Source organism: Haloarcula quadrata, assembly GCF_003634715.1.
Classification (GTDB): domain Archaea; phylum Halobacteriota; class Halobacteria; order Halobacteriales; family Haloarculaceae; genus Haloarcula; species Haloarcula marismortui.
Window position 1 is genome coordinate 917016 of record NZ_RBWW01000001.1, and the last position, 17404, is coordinate 934419.

At 65.6% G+C, this 17404-nt stretch carries 15 protein-coding genes and 1 pseudogene; 3 read left to right on the plus strand and 13 right to left on the minus strand.

Annotated features, from left to right (window positions below):
• Positions 1 to 16 precede the first annotated feature (16 nt).
• From BDK61_RS04815 to uvrA, 5 genes and pseudogenes are all read right to left on the minus strand, one after another.
• Positions 17 to 991: a WD40/YVTN/BNR-like repeat-containing protein gene (locus BDK61_RS04815; protein ID WP_121302449.1), complete on the minus strand. Its 975-nt coding sequence runs from the start codon at positions 989 to 991 to the stop codon at positions 17 to 19.
• Positions 992 to 1031: 40 nt separating this feature from the next.
• Positions 1032 to 3257 (minus strand): pentapeptide repeat-containing protein, encoded by a 2226-nt coding sequence (locus BDK61_RS04820; RefSeq protein WP_121302450.1) that lies wholly within the window; start codon positions 3255 to 3257, stop codon positions 1032 to 1034.
• A 54-nt stretch (positions 3258 to 3311) separates the two neighbouring features.
• Positions 3312 to 5218: pseudogene (locus BDK61_RS04825) on the minus strand (S9 family peptidase).
• 172 nt (positions 5219 to 5390) lie between these two features.
• Positions 5391 to 6158, minus strand: a complete 768-nt coding sequence (locus tag BDK61_RS04830; protein ID WP_121302451.1) for a hypothetical protein — start codon at positions 6156 to 6158, stop codon at positions 5391 to 5393.
• Between the two features lie 82 nt (positions 6159 to 6240).
• The gene (uvrA, locus tag BDK61_RS04835) at positions 6241 to 9219 is read right to left on the minus strand and encodes an excinuclease ABC subunit UvrA (RefSeq protein ID WP_121302452.1); all 2979 of its coding nucleotides are present in this window, start codon (positions 9217 to 9219) and stop codon (positions 6241 to 6243) included.
• Positions 9220 to 9335: 116 nt separating this feature from the next.
• Between uvrA and BDK61_RS04840 the strand changes: the two genes are divergently transcribed.
• Together BDK61_RS04840 and BDK61_RS04845 are read left to right on the plus strand one after the other, a co-directional pair.
• Positions 9336 to 9917, plus strand: a complete 582-nt coding sequence (locus BDK61_RS04840) for an LURP-one-related/scramblase family protein (RefSeq protein WP_121302453.1) — start codon at positions 9336 to 9338, stop codon at positions 9915 to 9917.
• A gap of 45 nt (positions 9918 to 9962) precedes the next feature.
• The gene (locus tag BDK61_RS04845; protein ID WP_121302454.1) at positions 9963 to 11369 is read left to right on the plus strand and encodes an LVIVD repeat-containing protein; all 1407 of its coding nucleotides are present in this window, start codon (positions 9963 to 9965) and stop codon (positions 11367 to 11369) included.
• A gap of 29 nt (positions 11370 to 11398) precedes the next feature.
• Here BDK61_RS04845 and BDK61_RS04850 read toward each other — a convergent pair whose 3' ends face one another.
• Genes BDK61_RS04850 through BDK61_RS04860 form a run of 3 tightly spaced genes read right to left on the minus strand, consistent with a single transcriptional unit; the run spans position 11399 to position 13376 of the window.
• The gene (locus BDK61_RS04850) at positions 11399 to 12799 is read right to left on the minus strand and encodes a DUF402 domain-containing protein (protein WP_121302455.1); all 1401 of its coding nucleotides are present in this window, start codon (positions 12797 to 12799) and stop codon (positions 11399 to 11401) included.
• Positions 12796 to 13170 carry a DUF7532 family protein gene (locus BDK61_RS04855; RefSeq protein ID WP_011224035.1) on the minus strand — a complete coding sequence of 125 codons (375 nt, stop codon included), beginning with the start codon at positions 13168 to 13170 and terminating at the stop codon, positions 12796 to 12798. Before BDK61_RS04855 ends, BDK61_RS04850 begins: the two co-directional genes overlap by 4 nt.
• A 44-nt stretch (positions 13171 to 13214) precedes the next feature.
• Positions 13215 to 13376: a preprotein translocase subunit Sec61beta gene (locus BDK61_RS04860; RefSeq protein ID WP_004514908.1), complete on the minus strand. Its 162-nt coding sequence runs from the start codon at positions 13374 to 13376 to the stop codon at positions 13215 to 13217.
• 115 nt (positions 13377 to 13491) lie between these two features.
• On the opposite strand from BDK61_RS04860, the gene BDK61_RS04865 reads away from it, so the two are divergent.
• Entirely contained in the window at positions 13492 to 13758 is a 267-nt protein-coding gene (locus BDK61_RS04865; protein WP_004591027.1) for a thioredoxin family protein, read from the plus strand.
• Positions 13759 to 13806: 48 nt separating this feature from the next.
• Here the strand turns inward: BDK61_RS04865 and BDK61_RS04870 are convergent, their stop codons facing one another.
• The 5 genes from BDK61_RS04870 to BDK61_RS04890 all read right to left on the minus strand — a co-directional run bounded on the left by BDK61_RS04870 (position 13807) and on the right by BDK61_RS04890 (position 17386).
• Positions 13807 to 14559, minus strand: a complete 753-nt coding sequence (locus BDK61_RS04870) for a response regulator (RefSeq protein WP_121302456.1) — start codon at positions 14557 to 14559, stop codon at positions 13807 to 13809.
• A gap of 338 nt (positions 14560 to 14897) precedes the next feature.
• The gene (gene npdG / locus BDK61_RS04875) at positions 14898 to 15566 is read right to left on the minus strand and encodes an NADPH-dependent F420 reductase (protein ID WP_121302457.1); all 669 of its coding nucleotides are present in this window, start codon (positions 15564 to 15566) and stop codon (positions 14898 to 14900) included.
• A 49-nt stretch (positions 15567 to 15615) separates the two neighbouring features.
• Positions 15616 to 16005, minus strand: coding sequence for a hypothetical protein (locus BDK61_RS04880; RefSeq protein ID WP_011224033.1), 390 nt, complete (start codon positions 16003 to 16005; stop codon positions 15616 to 15618).
• 75 nt (positions 16006 to 16080) lie between these two features.
• A complete protein-coding gene (locus BDK61_RS04885) occupies positions 16081 to 16953 on the minus strand; it encodes a TIGR01548 family HAD-type hydrolase (RefSeq protein ID WP_121302458.1) in 873 nt (290 codons plus the stop codon).
• A gap of 19 nt (positions 16954 to 16972) precedes the next feature.
• Entirely contained in the window at positions 16973 to 17386 is a 414-nt protein-coding gene (locus BDK61_RS04890) for a UPF0146 family protein (protein ID WP_121302459.1), read from the minus strand.
• Between the last annotated feature and the right edge of the window lie 18 nt (positions 17387 to 17404).

Here is a 17404-nt window from a genome sequence, read left to right on the forward strand (position 1 = left end):
TCACGAGGTGGCGGTATTAGACGATGGCCAGTCCGCTCGGGACCTGGTCGTACTCGGCTGTCCAGTCCCCGCCGACGAGGTTCTGCTTGACCCACGTCTCCCCGTGTTTCGACTGGAACAGGCCGTGGTTCGTCAACGCGAGAAAGCCATCAGTCGGGGCAGCGGTGAGAATCGGCCGGGCCAGACCTTCCGGTCCCGGCAGGCCGTCCATCGATTGCGTCCACCGGTCACCGTTCCATCGATACACGTAGCTCTCGCCGTGTGTACTGTGAGCCGAACGGGGTCCGCTGGCCGCCGAGACGATAGCACAGTCCGGGTCGTCGGGGTGGATGGCCAGCCCCCACACGTACCGATGGGCCAGCCCCTCCTGCGGGTGGGTCCACGCCGCTCCACGGTCGGTCGACAGCGCGAAACCGTCGCCGGCGGCGGTGTACACCCGGTCTGGGGCGTCAGGATGGGTCGCCAGCGTGTGGTTGTCTCGCCGAGCGCCGTCGGGGTGGTCGACCCACGTCTCGCCGCCGTCGGGACTGCGGACGAACGCGCCGGCCTCGATGGCGGCGTACACCTGCTCCGGGTCGTCTGGCGCGAGGGCGAGCCAGCGCACGTGGTGGGTGTCGGGCCGCGGCGGGAACGACCACCGTGCTGCCGAGTCCAGTTCCGTCAGTCCGGGCTTCTCGTTCCACGTCTCACCGCCGTCAGCCGAACGGTAGACCGCGCTCGGCTCCGTCCCGGCCCACACCACGTCAGCGTCGCGCGGGCTGACCGTGACGCTCGTCACGCGGTCGCCGGCATCGAGGACTGTTTCCCACGTCGCGCCGCCGTCGGTGGTCCGCTGGAGGCCAGCATCCGAGGGACCCACGAAGGCTCGCTCCGACTCGGCAGCCTCTGCGGCGACACACTCGATATCGTGGCCACGGAGGCAATCGTCCCAGCCGCTGTTACCGTCCCCAACAAGGACGCGGTCACCAAGTGCGGCGTAGACGGTGTCCATGGCCGACCTACGTTGCCCGAGCGAAGAAAGGTGGCGGTGGTCAGCGACTGACCGACCGCGTCAGGGCGAAAACATACAGCGCGACGAAGAAGCCGCCGAGGAACGCCTCGGACTGGGCGAGGAGACTCACAGTCGGATTACTGACCTCGCCAACGCCGCCGAGGAAGAAGGCAATAAACGACCCGAGGCTGAGCTGGGCGTACTGGCCGACACTGTCGAACAGGTCCGGCGCGATAGCGAGGTACAGCCCCGCGTATGTGACGATGAGTACCGCCGAGGCCGCGAGCGTGTACGATGCCCGCTCACCGTAGCCGGTCGTCACGAACAGGAAGGCGTTCATCCCCCAGCGGGCGAGCGCCCGCCCCCGCTCCCGCAGCGACGCCGCACTGTCCCGGACGCGCCGGGACTGACAGCGCCGCCGGTATCCCATCTGCGACATGAAGAACTCGGAGGCCGCGGTGTTGTCGGCGATGTCGTTTGCGCCGTTTTTGGCCCGGAGATATGTCACCTCGCCGGCGGCAGCCGCGATTCGCCCCTCTGTCGCCGTCCCGAGTCGCTCGGCAGTGGCGCGGGCGGCTGTCGGGACCGCATGGTCCTGGGCCTGCTTGGCCGCCAGGTTGGTGAGAGTCGGCGGTTCATCGCCCACCGCGGCCGTGTTACCGTCGCCGGCGGGCGAGCCCGCCCTGTCCTCGCCGGCCGACGCGACTCTCGGGACAGTGCCTGGCTCGGCGGTCTTTGCGTTTTCGTTGCCGTCCGCCAGGGCTTCGACGGCCTCGTCGAGGGCTGCCGGGTACGACAGCGCGGTCCGCAGGCCGTCCCACAGCCTGCTGTCGAGTTCGTGAAGCCGGTAGTTTGCAGCCTCCAAGTCGAGGGCATCGTCGTCGCGGAAATCGAAGCCCGCGAACCGCGTCCGGTAGAACGCGACACGGTCGAGGACGCTCTCCGTCCCGTCGCCCTCAAATCGGACAGTGCCAAGCGTCGCTCGCTCGGGGTCGTAAACCGCTGCGCCTGCAGCCGGCTGGCCGAACGTGCCGTCTTCGACTGTGGTCTCGGAGAGCGAGACGAGTCCGACGCCGTCCGGTCCGACGGCCGCTGGCCGGAGGTCGACCGATCCGATGGTGCAGCCGTGGAGTCGGACGGTGCCTATGCAGGTCACCTTCGCAGCACGGAGCTGGTCGATGTCGCTGTCAGCGAATTGTGGGCTCGCCAGCGTTGCCCCGCTCAGGTCGAGGTCGGTGACAGTGGCGTCGACGAACCTCGCGGCGACCAGCGTCGTGTCCGTGGCGTCGAGCCGCTCGATGTTTGCGCCCTCGAAGTCGGTGCCCACGAACACCGAGTCGTGAACGACTAGTTTCATCGAGACGGCTGCGTCGGCGAACGTCGCGTTGGTGAGCGTCACGTCAGGGAGATAGAGTCGCTCGGCCTCCACCCGCTCGAAAACGGCCTCGCCGTAGCTGGTCTCGTTGAAGTAGCCGCCGCTGAACGTCGTTCCGTAGAACCGCGCCGTGCCGAACTCCGCCCATCGGAAGTCCGCCTCGTCGAAGGTCGCGTGGTAGAAGTCGCCCGTCCCGAGCGTCGCCTCGTCGAAGTCGGCCATCTCCAGTGTGGCGTGCTGGAACGACCCCTCCTCGATAGTCACCCGGTCGAAGGCGGCGTCAATCACCGAGGCCCGGTCGAAGGTCGCGCTTTCAATTGTTGCGTCGCGGGCATCAACTTCGGACAGTTCCGCGCTCTCGAACGCAGCGGTGTCCAGTTGCGCGCCCCTGAGGTCGACCCGGTCCGCTGTCACCCCGTTGAATACTGCCTCGGAAATCGTCGCGTCTTTCGCATCGATTTCGTGGTACGTCCCGTCGAACGTGGCCGTTTCCGTGACCGTCGCTCCCCGGAGGTCGAGGCGCTGGCCGAACTCGCTGTCAGTGCAGTCCAGCCGACCGATTGTCGCCCCGCGGAGGTCGACCGGATGGTTGTCGGCGGCGTCGACGACCGCGTTCGACAGGTCGAGAACATCGAACGTCGCTCCGATGAACTGCTTCGCCCGCTCGCGGTCCTGCCGACTCTCGGCGGCATCGCCGGCTATCGCGTCGAGGAACGCCTCGGAAACGTCCACGCTGTCGGGGACGTCCTCGGGCTGGCAGTGGAACGGACAGCGCTCTTTACCTTCGAGTGCCCCGTGTGGGCACTCCCACTCCTGGTCCGGGTCTCCCTCGAACCCTGCGCGGTCGTCGGTGAACGTACAGCGACTCTCGGCGCGACCCGACCAGCCCATCGTTGCCAGAAACGGTCGACAGGCAGGATGATAAGCGCTTCTACACCACCGGACTCAGTCGTCGGCAGCGACCGCTTCGGTCCCGACTCGCCGACCGAGGAAGTCGTCGAGGAGGCGGAACAGCCGTTTCTTCTGCTCGATGTCTGAGGATGCGTGGCCCTCCTCACCGAGCTCCCGGTACTCGAACGCGCCGTCCGGTCCTTCGGTGTAGCCCGCGTCTTCGAGGGCATCGCGGAACAGCCGGGCCTGCGAAACGGGGACCCGGCGGTCGTTGACGCCGTGGACGATGAACAGCGGGGCGTCGAGGTTGTCGACGTGGGTGATGGGCGACCGTTCCTCGTACAGGTCCGGGTTCTTCTCCGGAGTACCCATGTTCTTCTCATCAACTCTGTTCGGTAGTGCGCCATCGTGTTCTCGTACTGGTCTTCGAGGTCTGTGAGACCGATCCAGGCGACGCCGGCGTCGTACAGGTCCGGGTACTGGACCAGTTGCCAGTACGCCGAGTAGCCCCCGTAGGAGCCGCCGAAGACGACAACCCGATCTTCGTCAAGCCACTCGCGGGTCGAGAGAACGTGTTCAGCGGCCGAGGCCACGTCGCCCTGTTCGGCCCCGCCCCAGTCGTCGTACAGTTCGCGGATGAACTCGCGGCCGTGGCCAGTCGAACCCCGGTAGTTCACCTGCAGGACGGAGAAGCCCCGCTGAACGAGGAACTGTGTGTAGAGGTCGAATGATTTGCTGTCCATTCCGCGGGGGCCGCCGTGGGGGTTCACGATGAGCGGCGACGGTCGCTCGCCTGAATCATAGAGGAGACAGCCGATATCCAGCGTGTCGTACGGGTCGTGCTCGACGGCCGCCTGCCGCGTTTCGGGCACGCCGTCGGACTCGATGGTGAAGTACTCGGCGTCGGCGAAGGCGTCGGGAGAGAACGGCCCGTACTCGGCCTCAACCAGCGGCTCCGTTTCGTCCGTCGTGAGGTCGTACGCGAGCAGTTCGGGGCGTCGCGTGGGCGTCGTATGCAGCGCTAGGAGGCGGTCCTCACCCAGTATCGGGTCACCGCCCATCCGGCCGAATGACGCGACGCCTGCAGGAAGGTCGAGTTCGCGTGCGTCGCCGGTCTCGATGTCGTACACGACCGGGAGCTTCGTCGCCTCACGCGTCCGGACCGCGAGGAACCGCTTGCCGTCGGGCAGGAACGCCTGTGGTTCCTCCTCGTACTCGCCGCCGAACCACGTCACTGCGTCCGTGCGTAGGTCGTAGACGCCGCATCGGGACAGGTCACTGCTGTTGTCCATCACGAGTAAACGGTCACCGTTGGGTCCCCAGTCGGCCGGGGCGGCCTCCGCGCCGGTGACGCCGATTTCGAGTGTCTCTGGGTCCGACCCGTCGGCGTCACTGACGTACACGTCCATGTTGTCGAAGTCGTCAGTCTCGTTGGTCGCGTACGCTAACTGCGACCCGTCGGGCGAGAGTAGTCCCGTGTGAACCGCTCGGTCGTAGTCAGTAATCTTGGACGTCTCGCCGCTCGCGAGGTTGTGACTGTAGAGGTTCATTTGCCCGTCCCGGGTCGACCCGACCAGTAGCGTCTCGCCGTCCTCGCCAACGTCCTGCAGCACTACCTGCCCGTCCATCTCGACGACCGCCTCAACCGACCCGTCGCGGTCGATGGCGTACACGTCGTTCTGTTCGTTGCCGTCGTCGTCGAGGTGGAAGAACACCCGCTCGCCGTCGGCGTCCCACTCCACGTGCCAGCGGGCATTCCTGGGGACATCGCCGTCGCTCCACTGCTCGTGCGTGCCGGCCTCGACGTCGAGGACGTGGAGTTCGTTGCGCCCGCTCACGTCGTAGTAGCAGGCCACTTCGCTGCCGTCAGGGGACGCCGTCGGATGCGCCAGCGTCGGCAGCCCAGCGAGTTCCTCTAGCACCGCCTCGGGGTCCGTCGGACCGCTGTCAGGGTCGGACATACGAACCGACGTATCGGACGGCTAACCTGTAGGTGTTCTGCCGACATCAGAGAACGCCGTGAGTGCACACACTCGAACAGCAGACAACCCCGCCCGAAGTCAGCCGAGAAACCCGAGCCGGGTTGGACTGTCCGGCTCTATCTCGTCTGTACCACGGGATACTCCCACCCCGCTATGGTGTCCACCAGGGCAGGCCGACCATCACGAACACGATAGCCAACTGCATCAGCCCCTGCAAGCCCCCCAGTCTGGCGTTTCGCATCCCGATTTCGGAGACGAGGTCGACGTCCGGGTTCTCGGAGACGACCTGCCGGTAGATACGGACCTCGCCGGGCAGGATGACGCCAAAGCCCTGCACGGACAGCAGCGTCACGATACCGAGCGTGGCGACCATCCACCACGAGGTCATTGCGAAGGCCGGCAGCGTCGTGACGAGATACGCGCCCGAACCCACGACGGCGACGCCGAGGATGCCCAGCGTCTTCGGGTCGGTCAGCGCGTCGAACTGATAGCCGATGAGGAGAATGACCGGAATCAGCGTCGCAGCGGTCAGGATTGCCAGCCACGGGTCGGCGTTGGGGAACTTTCCGAGGCGAAGTGCCAGCAGGATGCCGCCCGAAATAGTCACCGTCGCCAGCGTTGGCATCAGGAACGTCATCTTGGGCGTGAACGATGCGAAGAAGTCTGCCCGTGCCTCTGGTTCTTGACCGCCGAGCACTGGCCCCAGCACGAGGCCCATGAACAGGTCGATACCAGTCCACAGCACCCCGGCCATCACATGGACGTAGGTCAGCGCCCGGATGTTTCCGCTGGCGAGTGCCCCCGCAAACGCGATGAGCGGGACGGCGACTGCCCCCACAGCAAACGCCGGGTTCGCCTGCTTCGCCAGCCCACCGATACCCCGTTTCCGCTCGACGCGGTCTGCTGTCGACTGCGCCATAACTGGCTATATCAGGTTTCCCTACTGGCAAAAACGTTGGTGGCCGTTTCAGCTATTGCCTGCTTTCAGCATACCGACTTCCTCAGTCGTCGTCCGCGGCCGGCTGTTCGGCCGCTGTGTCGCGGTCCGCTCGCGGCCCCTCTAGGTCGACGTTCGGCAGCAGGTCGCGGAGGTACTGCCCAGTGTAGGATGCCTCGGTCCGGGCCACGTCCTCCGGAGTGCCCTGTGCGACGAGTTCGCCGCCGTTCTCGCCGCCCTCGGGACCGAGGTCGATGATCTGGTCGGCGTTCTTTATCAGGTCGAGTTCGTGCTCGATAACGACGACTGTGTTGCCGTCGTCGGTGAGCCGGTGGAGCACGTCGATGAGCTTTCGCTCGTCCTCGGGGTGGAGCCCGGTCGTGGGCTCGTCGAGCAGGTACAGCGTCTCGCCCGAATCCTTTTTGCCGAGCTCCTCGGCGAGCTTGACGCGTTGCGCCTCGCCCCCGGAGAGGGTCGTCGAGGGCTGGCCCAGTCGCATGTAGTCCAGCCCCACGTCCTTCAGGAGCTCCAGTCGGCGACGGATGCCGCTGTGGCTCTCGAAGAAGTCGTACGCTTCCTCGACAGTCATATCGAGCACGTCGGCGATGGTTGCGTCCTTGTAGGTCACGTCCAGCGTCTCGTCGTTGTAGCGCGCACCGCCACACTCCTCGCAGGGGACCGTCACGTCCGAGAGGAAGTTCATGTCGATGGTGACCGTCCCCTGGCCGCCACAGCCCTCACAGCGGCCGCCCTTGACGTTGAACGAGAACCGGCCGACTTCGTAGCCGCGCTGTTTCGAGAGGCTCGTCTCGGCAAACAGCTCGCGGATGTGGTCGAAGACGTTGGTGTACGTCGCCGGGTTCGAGCGGGGCGTTCGGCCGATAGGCGACTGGTCGATGAGCCGAACCGTTTCGATGTCGTCGAGGCCGTCGATAGCGTCATGTTCGCCGGGGTTCACGTCGGTGTCGTTCATCCGACGCACCAGCCCCTTGTACAGCACGTCGTGCATCAGCGTGGATTTCCCGGAGCCCGAGACGCCTGTGATGGCGGTGAACGTCCCCAGCGGGATGGATACGTCGAGGTCAGCGAGGTTGTGCTGGCGAGCACCCCGAACGGTGAGTTCGCCGTCGGCCTCGCGGCGGCTGTCGGGGACCGGAATCGTCCGCTCGCCCGAGAGGTACTCCCCAGTCACCGATTCCTCGGTGTCGATGACCTCGTCCATCGGGGCGTTGACGACGACCTCGCCGCCGCGCTTGCCCGGCCCGGGCCCCATGTCGATTATCTGGTCGGCCCGGCGCATCGTCTCGGTGTCGTGTTCGACCACGAGCAGCGTGTTCCCGAGGTCTCGAAGCTCTTCGAGGGTGTTCAGCAGGCGGTCGTTGTCCCGCTGGTGGAGGCCGATAGAGGGCTCGTCGAGGACGTAGAGAACACCGACGAGGCCGCTCCCGATCTGGGTCGCCAGCCGGATCCGCTGGCTCTCGCCGCCTGATAGCGTCGACGCCTCACGGTCCAGCGTCAGGTAGTCCAGGCCGACCTCGGTCATGAAGCCCAGACGGGCGCGGATCTCCTTGAGAATCTCCTCGGCGATCTTCCGGTCCCGAGCCGAGAGGTTCTCCTCCATCCCCTCGAAGTGGGCCAGCGCGTCGCTGATGGACATCTCGTTGACTTCCGTTATCGAGGTGCCGTCAACGAGCACTGCCCGCGACTCCGCTTTGAGTCGTGTCCCTTCACAGGCCGGGCACGTCGTCGTCGCCATGAACTCCTCGATATGCTCGCGGGCGCGGTCTGAATCCGTCTCGACGTGTCGCCGCTCCAGATTCGGGATGACGCCCTCGAAGCGCTCAGTCTTCTCGCGGGTCCCGTTCTTGGTCCGCCACTCGAAGTGGACCCTGCTGTCGGTCCCGTAGAGGAACTGCCGCTGGACGGACTCGTCTAGCTCCTCGAACGGCGTCGAGAGGTCGACGCCAAAGTGCTCGGCGACGTTGTCCAGTTGCCGCGAGTAGTACGTCCGGTCGTAGCTCCAGGGCTCGAAGACGTGCTTGAGCGGCTTCGTCGGGTCGGTGACGACGAGGTCTTCGCTGACCTCCTTCGTTTCGCCAAGCCCTTCACACTCCGGACAGGCCCCGTGCGGTGAGTTGAACGAGAACGACCGCGTCTCGATTTCGGAGATGTCGATACCGCAGTGGGTGCAGGCAAGGTCCTCGGAGAGTTCGACGACGATTCGGTCCGAAGTAGCTCCGTCGTCCTCCTCACCGTCGGCGAGGTCGCCGGTTGCCCGGGCGTCTGACCCGCCGAGCGTCTCTGCCGCGCCTTCTGCCGGGTCCGGCAGAATGACCTTCAGCGTCCCGTCGGCCTCTTCGAGCGCGGTTTCGACGGAGTCCGTGATGCGCGAGCGGGCGTCCGGCGAAATCTTCACGCGGTCCACGACCACGTCGATGGTGTGGTCGTAGTTTTCGTCCAGTTCGGGTCGGTCCAGCGTGAGGTCGAACTCCTCGCCGTCGACCTCGACGCGACTGTACCCCTCGCCGACGAGGTCGTCGAACAGGTCTTCGAAGGCACCCTTCTGGTCGCGGACGACCGGCGCACACAGTTTGGCGCGGGTTCCCTCCGGGAGTTCCAGCAGCCGCGAGACCATGTTCTGGGCGGACTGCTCGCCGACCTCGCGGCCACACTCCGGGCAGTGTGGCGTGCCGACGCGGGCGTACAACAGGCGAAGGTAGTCGTGGAGTTCGGTGACAGTGCCGACCGTCGAGCGGGGGTTGTTGGCGGCGTTTTTCTGGTCGATAGAGATCGCCGGGGAGAGCCCCTCGACGTTCTCGACCTGTGGCTTGTCCATCTGCCCCAGAAAGTTCCGGGCGTAGGCGGAGAGCGATTCGATGTAGCGCCGCTGGCCCTCGGCGTACACCGTCTCGAATGCGAGCGAGGATTTGCCCGACCCCGACAGCCCGGTGACGACTGTCAGTTCCTCGCGGGGAATCTCCACGTCGACGTCCTTGAGGTTGTGTTCCTCGGCCCCTCGGACCTCGATTATATCCTTGCTCATCTTTGCATCTTCGTTGGCCGGCAGGAGGGAAACCCTGTCGGTTGCGTCCGAAACCGTACTTGATTGGTACTGGTTCCGTCGAAAGCTTGATTACGGCGTGTTCTATGGTAAATAATATGAGTCCGCCCTCCACGTACGACATCAAGGGAATCGACCTCTCTGATGACAGCTACACGGTCGAACAGAGCCTGATACGGAGCAAGTACAAAGCCATGGACGCCGCCGGGAACGTCGTCCTCCGCGGGAAACAGAAGATGCTGAAGATGAAAGAGCAGTTCCCGTTCGTCGACGGAAATGGTGACGAAGTGTTCGAAGTCAACGCCGGCGGCATCATCGACGTGGCCGGCAACTACGTCCTCACCGACTCGAAGACCGGCGAGGACATCGTCATCCTCGACAACGACTACTCGATTTTTCAGGACACGTGGAAGATTCGGGACGCCAGCACTGAGGCGAAGATCGCCGAAATCAACTCTCAGGGCGCGCTCGTGACCATCGCCCGCAACGTCGTCCCCTTTGGGGGGTGGATTCCCCACAAGTACGAGATCACCGACCAAGACGGCACCCACGTCGGCAACATCGACGGGCAGTTCTCGCTGAAAGACCGCTACGAGATCACCATCGACGACGCCAGCACGGTCCCGAAGGAGCCGATCATCGCCGCGGCGATGGTTATCGACGCGATTCAGGGGAACTGACGCCCCACCGGAATCCTTCTTGCCCTGGCTCCCCCAACGACCGCTATGCGCCGCCGGACGGTCCTCCGACGACTCGCCCTTGCAGGGACAGGTGTTGGCCTCGCTACGGGGACGACCCGCGGCCATCCGACGCCGACCGGTGATGGGACAGCCGAGCCAGCGGCCTCCGACACCCCGACCGGCGGAGACCCGCTGGGCGTGCTAGAGATGGAGACAGTGTACGAGGTCGTCACCAGCCCCGACGGACACACGGCCTACGTCGCGACAGGTGACGGCATCGCGCTCGTTGACCTCGTTACGCCGACCAGTCCCCGACTCCTCAGCCGCCGGACCGACTTGCTGGCAGAGAGCGACGACGGTCCGATACAGCGCGTGCAAGACCTCGCCGTCAGCGGCTCGCGGCTGCTGGCCGCCGGGCCTGCCCACCCCGCCGACGGCGCTCACGGTTTCGCCGTCTTCGACGTGAGCGACCGGCAGGCTCCGGAGCGAATCGCGGGCCTCGAACTGGACACACGGGTCCACAACTGTCACTTCGACGGCCGCTACGCCTACCTGACCGCGAACGACCGCGACGGCAACCCCTTGCTCGTCGTCGATGTCGACGCCGAACAGGAAGTCGGCGACTGGTCGCTGTTAGACGCCGGCGACGCCTGGACCGACGTGCCGACGAGTCTCTGGCCGCTGCACGATGTCTGGGTGGAGGACGACCGGGCCTACTTGGCGTACTGGGACGGCGGGACGTGGGTCGTGGACGTGTCGGACCCGAGCGACATCTCGCTCGTCTCGAAGGTCCGCGGTCGGCCTCCCGAAGACCTCGCCGCCATCGAGGACCCCGGGACCGAACGGAGCGAGCCGCCGGGCAACGACCACTTCGTGACGGTCAATGAGGACGCGTCGCTGCTGGGCGTCGGCGGCGAATCATGGGACCTTGGCGACGACGACAGCGGCGGCCCCAGCGGCATCGAGCTGTACGACATCAGCGACCCGACCGACGCTGAACTGCTGTCCACGCTCGACCCGCCGCCGACCTCGGACCCATCGCCGGGCGGCATCCTCACGACGGCACACAACTTCGAACTGACCGACAACCGCTGTTACTCGGCGTGGTACAACGGCGGGGTCCGGGTCCACGACCTGACGGACCCGACCGCGCCTGAACTCGCGTTCGAGTGGCGCGACACTGAAACGACCTCGTTCTGGACCGCCCAGCGCGCCGCCGGCTGTTTCGTCGCCGGGAGCACGAACGCGAGCCAGGGGACGGAGGTCCAGCCCGGACTGTACACGTTCCCGGACCCCCAGATACGGACGCCAACGCCCACGGACGACGAGGCGGGCAACGCTACCGACGCTGACGGCACCTCCCTTGGCGTCGGCGGTCCCGGCTTCGGCGTCGGGTCGGCAGTCGCGGCGGTCGGACTCGCAGCGTGGCGCGCCCGACGCCGGCGCGACTGATCTCGCCCGCCTGATTGAGCCCCGTTGCGTCACTCCAGTGCGCTCTTGACAGCGGCGGCGACACTCCGGGCGCGCTCGGCCAGCGGCTCGGAGATGTGGCCGCGCTCGACGGCCGCGTCGAGTTCGTCGTCGTCGACCCGCTCGACGGTGCCGTCGGCGTGTTTCACCACGTCGACGTGGAGGTCAACGTAGCGGGCGGTGTCGGGGAATATCTCGACAGGCGTGCAGACGTTGACGTACGTGCCCTTCTTGTCGCCGTCGCTGTCGCGGTACACCGTCGGGTACCACCACCGCCCCTCCTTGACCTTCGTTTCAGCGATGTCGCCGGCCTCCTTCGGGACGCCCAGCGCGTCGTAGGTGCCGCCGGGACTCATCTCGCGCTCGATGGTCACCGTTCCGTCGTCATCGACGGACTGGACCTCGCCATTGCCTATCGTGATGAGTCGGCCGTCGGGCTTGCCGTGACCCAGCGACAGCGACCCGCCGACCTGCGGGCCGAACTGCCGGGTCGTTACGGCGAAGGGGAAGTCCGTCTCGCCGGTTTCGGGGTCGTCACACAGCGCTTCGACGTAGTCCACAGCGGCGCTGGCCGCGCGGTCCCCGGCCTTCACGCGGTGGTGGCCCGGCATCGTCGACGTCACCTCGCGGCGGACCTCGTCGAGGGCGAACCGGCTCTCGCGGCCGAACCACAGCCACGCCGTCGAACGTCCCTCGTCGTAACGGGTCGGCGCGCAGTCCTCGGGCGCGTCGGCCCCGTCGAGCGATGCATCGATGGCCGCCGCACGGTCGTTGGCGGCGTCGAGTGCCGCAGCCAGCGCGTCGAAGCTCGCGTCCTCGCTCGCCGCTTCCCATGAGACACCCCAGCCGTCTTGGGGCTCCGCGGCGATGAGGTCCAGCATCGCCGGGCCGCCGGTCCCCGACCTGTTGGCGGTCCCGCCGCGCACGAGCGAGAGCAGCGACCCGCGGACCGCGACGGTCGTGTCCAGCACGGGGCGGCCGTCGGTCCACGGCGCGCTCGCTTCGACGACCTGCACCCGGAGCGTATCGCCCGTCTCGACGCGCTCGTCCGAAGACGAGTACGGGAGAAACCCCTCGCCGTCGCCAAGGTCGACGACGGCGCCGCTCCCCAGCGTATCCGTCACCGTGCCGGCGTAGATAGCGCCCTCGGGCGTCGGGTCGTCCCAGCGAAGCGTGTCCCGGCCGACTTCGGCCAGGCGGTCGGTAACGGCCGCGGCAGTGTCGTGGTCACCGATGACGCCGACACCCTGCTGGTCGTCGGTCGTCACCACGGTGACCGCCGCCCGCTCGTCGGCGAACTCGCCGTCGAAGCGGTCCTCGATAGGATCCGATGCCTGGACGACCTCGTGGTCCGCCTCGCGCAGTAGCCGGGTCAGCGCCGTTGCGTAGATGCCCCTGACCCGGACGGTCATAGCGCGTCCTCGTCGGCGGCAAAGCGGACCCGTCCGTGGACTGTCGGCCCGAGCGAGAGCTCGACCTTCTCCTCGCTCAGAATGCGTCCGCCCTCGACCGGAACGCCCCAGGTGTCGAAGCGCAGATAGCCCCGGATGTCGTCGGCGTGGGTGAACAGGTCGCAGTATTCGACGGTGTGTTCCTGAATCTCGCTGGAACTGTGAGCGATATCCATATCGGAGTACACCGTCTCGCGGCCGTCGAAGAAGGCTTCCAGTTCTCCGGCCGCGTCGTCGGTGGCTTCGACCACCGCGTCGGAGGCCGCTTCGATGGTCGCTTGCTCAACGCCAGCATCGCGGAGCGCCTGCTGTTCGCGTTGCGTGAAGTGCATACCCGCGAGTCAGTGGCGGGGAGAGGAAAACAGTGCGGAATCGCCTACACGATCATCGCGTTCAGCACGAGCATCAACAGCCCGAACATGACGCCGGTCGCGACGATTGTTCGAGGGTCGATACGGATCGTGTTCTGGTCTTCAGCGTCGAAATACCGGACCAGTCCCGCACTGGACATCAGTCCGCCGCCGTCGCTACCACTCATACTTCAGGGTGGTGTATCACCAACACTAAGCCTTTCGGGTCGCCCGCGATTGCGTGCCCCCGGTACACATGGATAACCCTTATCAGATACCGCGGGCTAACACGAACAGAGTACTATGACGGTTACACTGAAGGACTTCTACGCGGACTGGTGCGGCCCTTGCAAAACGCAGGACCCGATCCTTGAAGACCTCGAAGAGGAGTGGGCGGACGTTGAGTTCGAGAAGATCAACGTCGACGAGGAGCAGGACGTCGCCAACGAGTATCAGGTACGCTCCCTGCCGACGCTCATCATCGAGAACGACGACGGCATCGTCGAGCGCTTCGTCGGCGTCACGCAGGCCGACGACATCGACGACGCGCTGCAGCAGGCCTCGGCGTAACGCAGTCGCTTTTGCGGTTTATCACACCGGCCAGTAGCAACCGCTGGCTCACTCCTGTTCGGCCAGTCCCGAATCGTCGATTTCGTCGACGGCGATCAGCATCCGTCCGTCTTCAAGCGCCGTCACCATCTTCGACTCGGTGAAGGTAGTTTCGTCGGGCCGCAACCCTTTGCTCTGGCCGGTCCACTTCCCGCCGCTTCTGACGGCAGGAATGACGTGCGTCCTGATGTGCTGGACTTCGTTGCTTGGGTGGAGTTCCGACCAGTGCTTGCCGACGAGTTCCTCCGACTCGTAGCCGTAGTACGAGGCGTAGGTCTCGCCGACTCGCTCGAACCGCTCGTCCGTGCCGATGACGCCGACGCCGCTGAGTTTGACTTCGTTGCCCGTCTCGAAGCTCCCGTCCGAATCGACGGCGTGTTCGACTCGGCGGATGAGCGACGTGTACTGGTCGGTTCCAACGGATTTCTTGAGATAGTCTGTGACACCGGCCTGAATGATTTCGGCGGCGACATCGCCGGTTTCCTCCCCGGAGAACAGCAACACCGGCAGCTCCGGATGGGTCTCCCGGATGGCTTCGAGGAAGTCGATACCGTTCATCTCCGGCATATCGTAATCGCTGACGATACAATCGAAGTTCGTCTCCGACGACCGAATCAGCGATAGCGCGGTTTCGGGGTTCGTCTCTGTCGTGACAGTACAATCGAGGCCGCTGTCATCCCGTTCGAGATATGTTTCGACGAGGGCTCCCAACGCCGCGTCGTCGTCGACATGGAGTATTGAGAGTGACCCTTCTGTCTCCATCCTCTATTGTCAAGGCTGCAGTGCGCAAGTACTTGCTGATTGTTTTTGCCTATCTGATACGTATATGGAACCCCGACCCTCACTTCGGGCCGCGCCAGCGTTTTATCGCTGGCGTCGGGGAAGGGCAGGCCTGCCGCTGGAACAGGAGCAGTAGCGCCGCCGTTGCGGTAGCCGAGTGAGTGCAGTAAAGCATACCGCTCGCCGACGGCGAGCGGTTTCACTCCGAGCGCGCTCGCAGAGCGCGACTCGGAGGTCGTTTTTAGCGTAGATTTTTGCGAACCCGCTCCCCACAGCGCGCTCTGCGAGCGCGCGAGGAGAGGGGGTGACGTAAAAAGGTACTATTGGAACTTCACACCGAGGTCATGCAGGCCGTCGTTGTGGCGGGCGACGTTGATGAGCAGCGGCGTCAGTCCCTCAATTTCGGCGGCGTTAGCGAGCGGGCCGCCGTCGAGGGCACGAAGCCCCTCGATGCCCTCGGCGAGTTCACAGACGGTGTCTTTGGCGTCGGTGTCGTCGCCGACGACAATGGTGTCCCAGTTCAGGTCGGCGTCGAGGTTGGCAAGACGACCGGCCGCGAGGTTGTGGAACGCGCCGACAACAGGCGTGTCATCGGGGGCGGCGTTGGCGGCCAGTTGCGTGACGCTGCCGGCACCGGGGCGGTTGTAGTGGAAGCCGTCCTCGTCGCGTTGCATCCCGACGGCGGGGGCCACAAGGGTTGTGTCGTCGAGTTCGTCGGCAACGGCGTCGATGGTGTCGGTAAGGTGGTAGGCCGGGACGGCGGCGACAACCACGTCGGCGCGGGCGGCGGCGTCCTCGTTCACCAGCCCGGCGATTGATACGTCGTCGTGGCCGCGGCTGGCCAGTTCTGTCTCGTACTCCTCGGCTTTGTTCGCCGCTTTCTGGGCTTTCCGGGAGCCGATGATGATCGTGTGGTTGGTGTCGTCAGCCCAGCGGAGGGCAAGGCCTTGGCCGATGTCTCCAGTACCGCCAAGCAACGCGATGTCCATACTTACGGCGTAGGCCGACCACTGAATAAACGTTGTGTGACAGGTTCACTCAGGTGTACTTCTCCCAAGCCCGGTCGAACCCGCCGGCGAAGGCGACGTACAGCGCGATCCCGAGGCCCACCAGATAGCTGACCCACTGCGTTGCGACGCCAGCGACTGATGCGTCCCCGAGCACGAGGGCAAAGACAGTCGTAAGCGGCACCATCACGAAAAAGAGGATGATGATAAACATCCCGACGCGGCCCGGCCGGTGGACGGATTCGAGGATGTGACTGCGTTCACGCATCGTCCCGTAGGCCGCGATAAGGCCGAGTAGCTGGCAGATAACGGCGTACAGCGGCACCAAGTCGACCGACGGCTCGCGGATGACCGCGCCTCCGACGAGTCCGGCCCAGATGCTCACCAGCAGCGCCCAGCCGAACGTCGGTAGTCGTCGCATATCCGTGGTCTCTGTCCCGTTGGTGAAACCGTTGCCGTTTACTGCCGGTCGGTCGCGCTGTCCCCGCCACCTCGCTTATACCGCGTCGAGAAGCTCGGGCAGGTCGGTGACCGATTCGATGACGGCACTCGCGCCGTTGTTGGCGAACGTCTGGCGGCCGGCATCGCCGGTCAGCCCGCCGGTCAAGACGCCGATGCCGTAGTAGACGCGGTCGTCGTCGGCCGCATCGGCGTTGACTGCCGTCGTCACGTCGTCAAGGGTGTCGCCGGCAAAGGCGACCCGCTCGGCGTCGAAGCGCTCGGCGAGCGTCTGCAGGGCGGCGGGGTGGGGTTTGCCCTCCTCCCAGTCATCCATCGTGAAGCGGTGCTCTGCGGGCAGGTCGAGGCCGACCCGCTCCAGCGCGATGTCGGCTTCGGCGGCCGGTCGGCCGGTGACGACGCCGACGGCGAAACGGTCCTGCAGAGCCGATAGCGTCTCGTCGTCGACCAGCAACGGCTCGTCATGGATGTAGCCCGGCGCGGTAAACGGTGGCTCGCCGCCCTCGATATCCCGGTAGCGGTCGGTTCCGAGATACAGCGTCTGGAACACATCCCGGAGCTGTTCGCGGTTCCAAGCGTCGAAGACTCGGTCTTCCGCGGGGTCATCCAGCAGGTCACGAACCACCGCTTCGGCCGCGTCGAGGCCACCGCCGCGTTCGGCAATAGCGTCGGTGAACGCCGCTATATCTGCGACAGTGGACTCGCGGCCGGCGAGAACGAACAGCGCGGCCGCATAGGTCAGTTCCCAGTCGTTGTTGAACCCGCCGGCGTCCTTGAACTGCTGGACTGCCGCCTTCTCGATTGTGTCGCCGTACACCCGGTCGATGGATTCGATAATCGCTCGGCGATAGGAGTCGGCCACGTCCACCAGCACGCCGTCGATGTCGAGGACGACCGCGTCGACTTGCATGGGCGAGCGAAGGCAGTCCTCACTCAAGCGCCTTGCTATCTTTCGCCCGGTACAGCGTCTCCCCGCCCGGGAGCTGCTCCCGCTCGACGGCGACCGTTGGCTGGTCGCCGCCCAGCGTCGTGAACCAGAACGCGGCCCCAACGGCCTCGGCAACGGTCAACGTCGGCCGGTGCAGTTCAGGCGGGAGGTTCCGGGCGAACACGATGTCTGCATCCACATACACCGAGCGGTCGGGTTTGAGGATGTCATCCACGACGAACCGCACCCCGTCGGGGGCCTCCCGTTCGACGATATCCGTTGCGGTCACATCTACGCCCTGCTCGGCCAGAGCATCGGTTACGTCAGGGTGGTTTCCGATGCCGACCTCGACGACGGAATCGACAGACGCCAGTCGGTCGACAAGCGGGCCGGTGGTGTCGGTCACGTCGTACAATTTATGAGATGCGGGCGC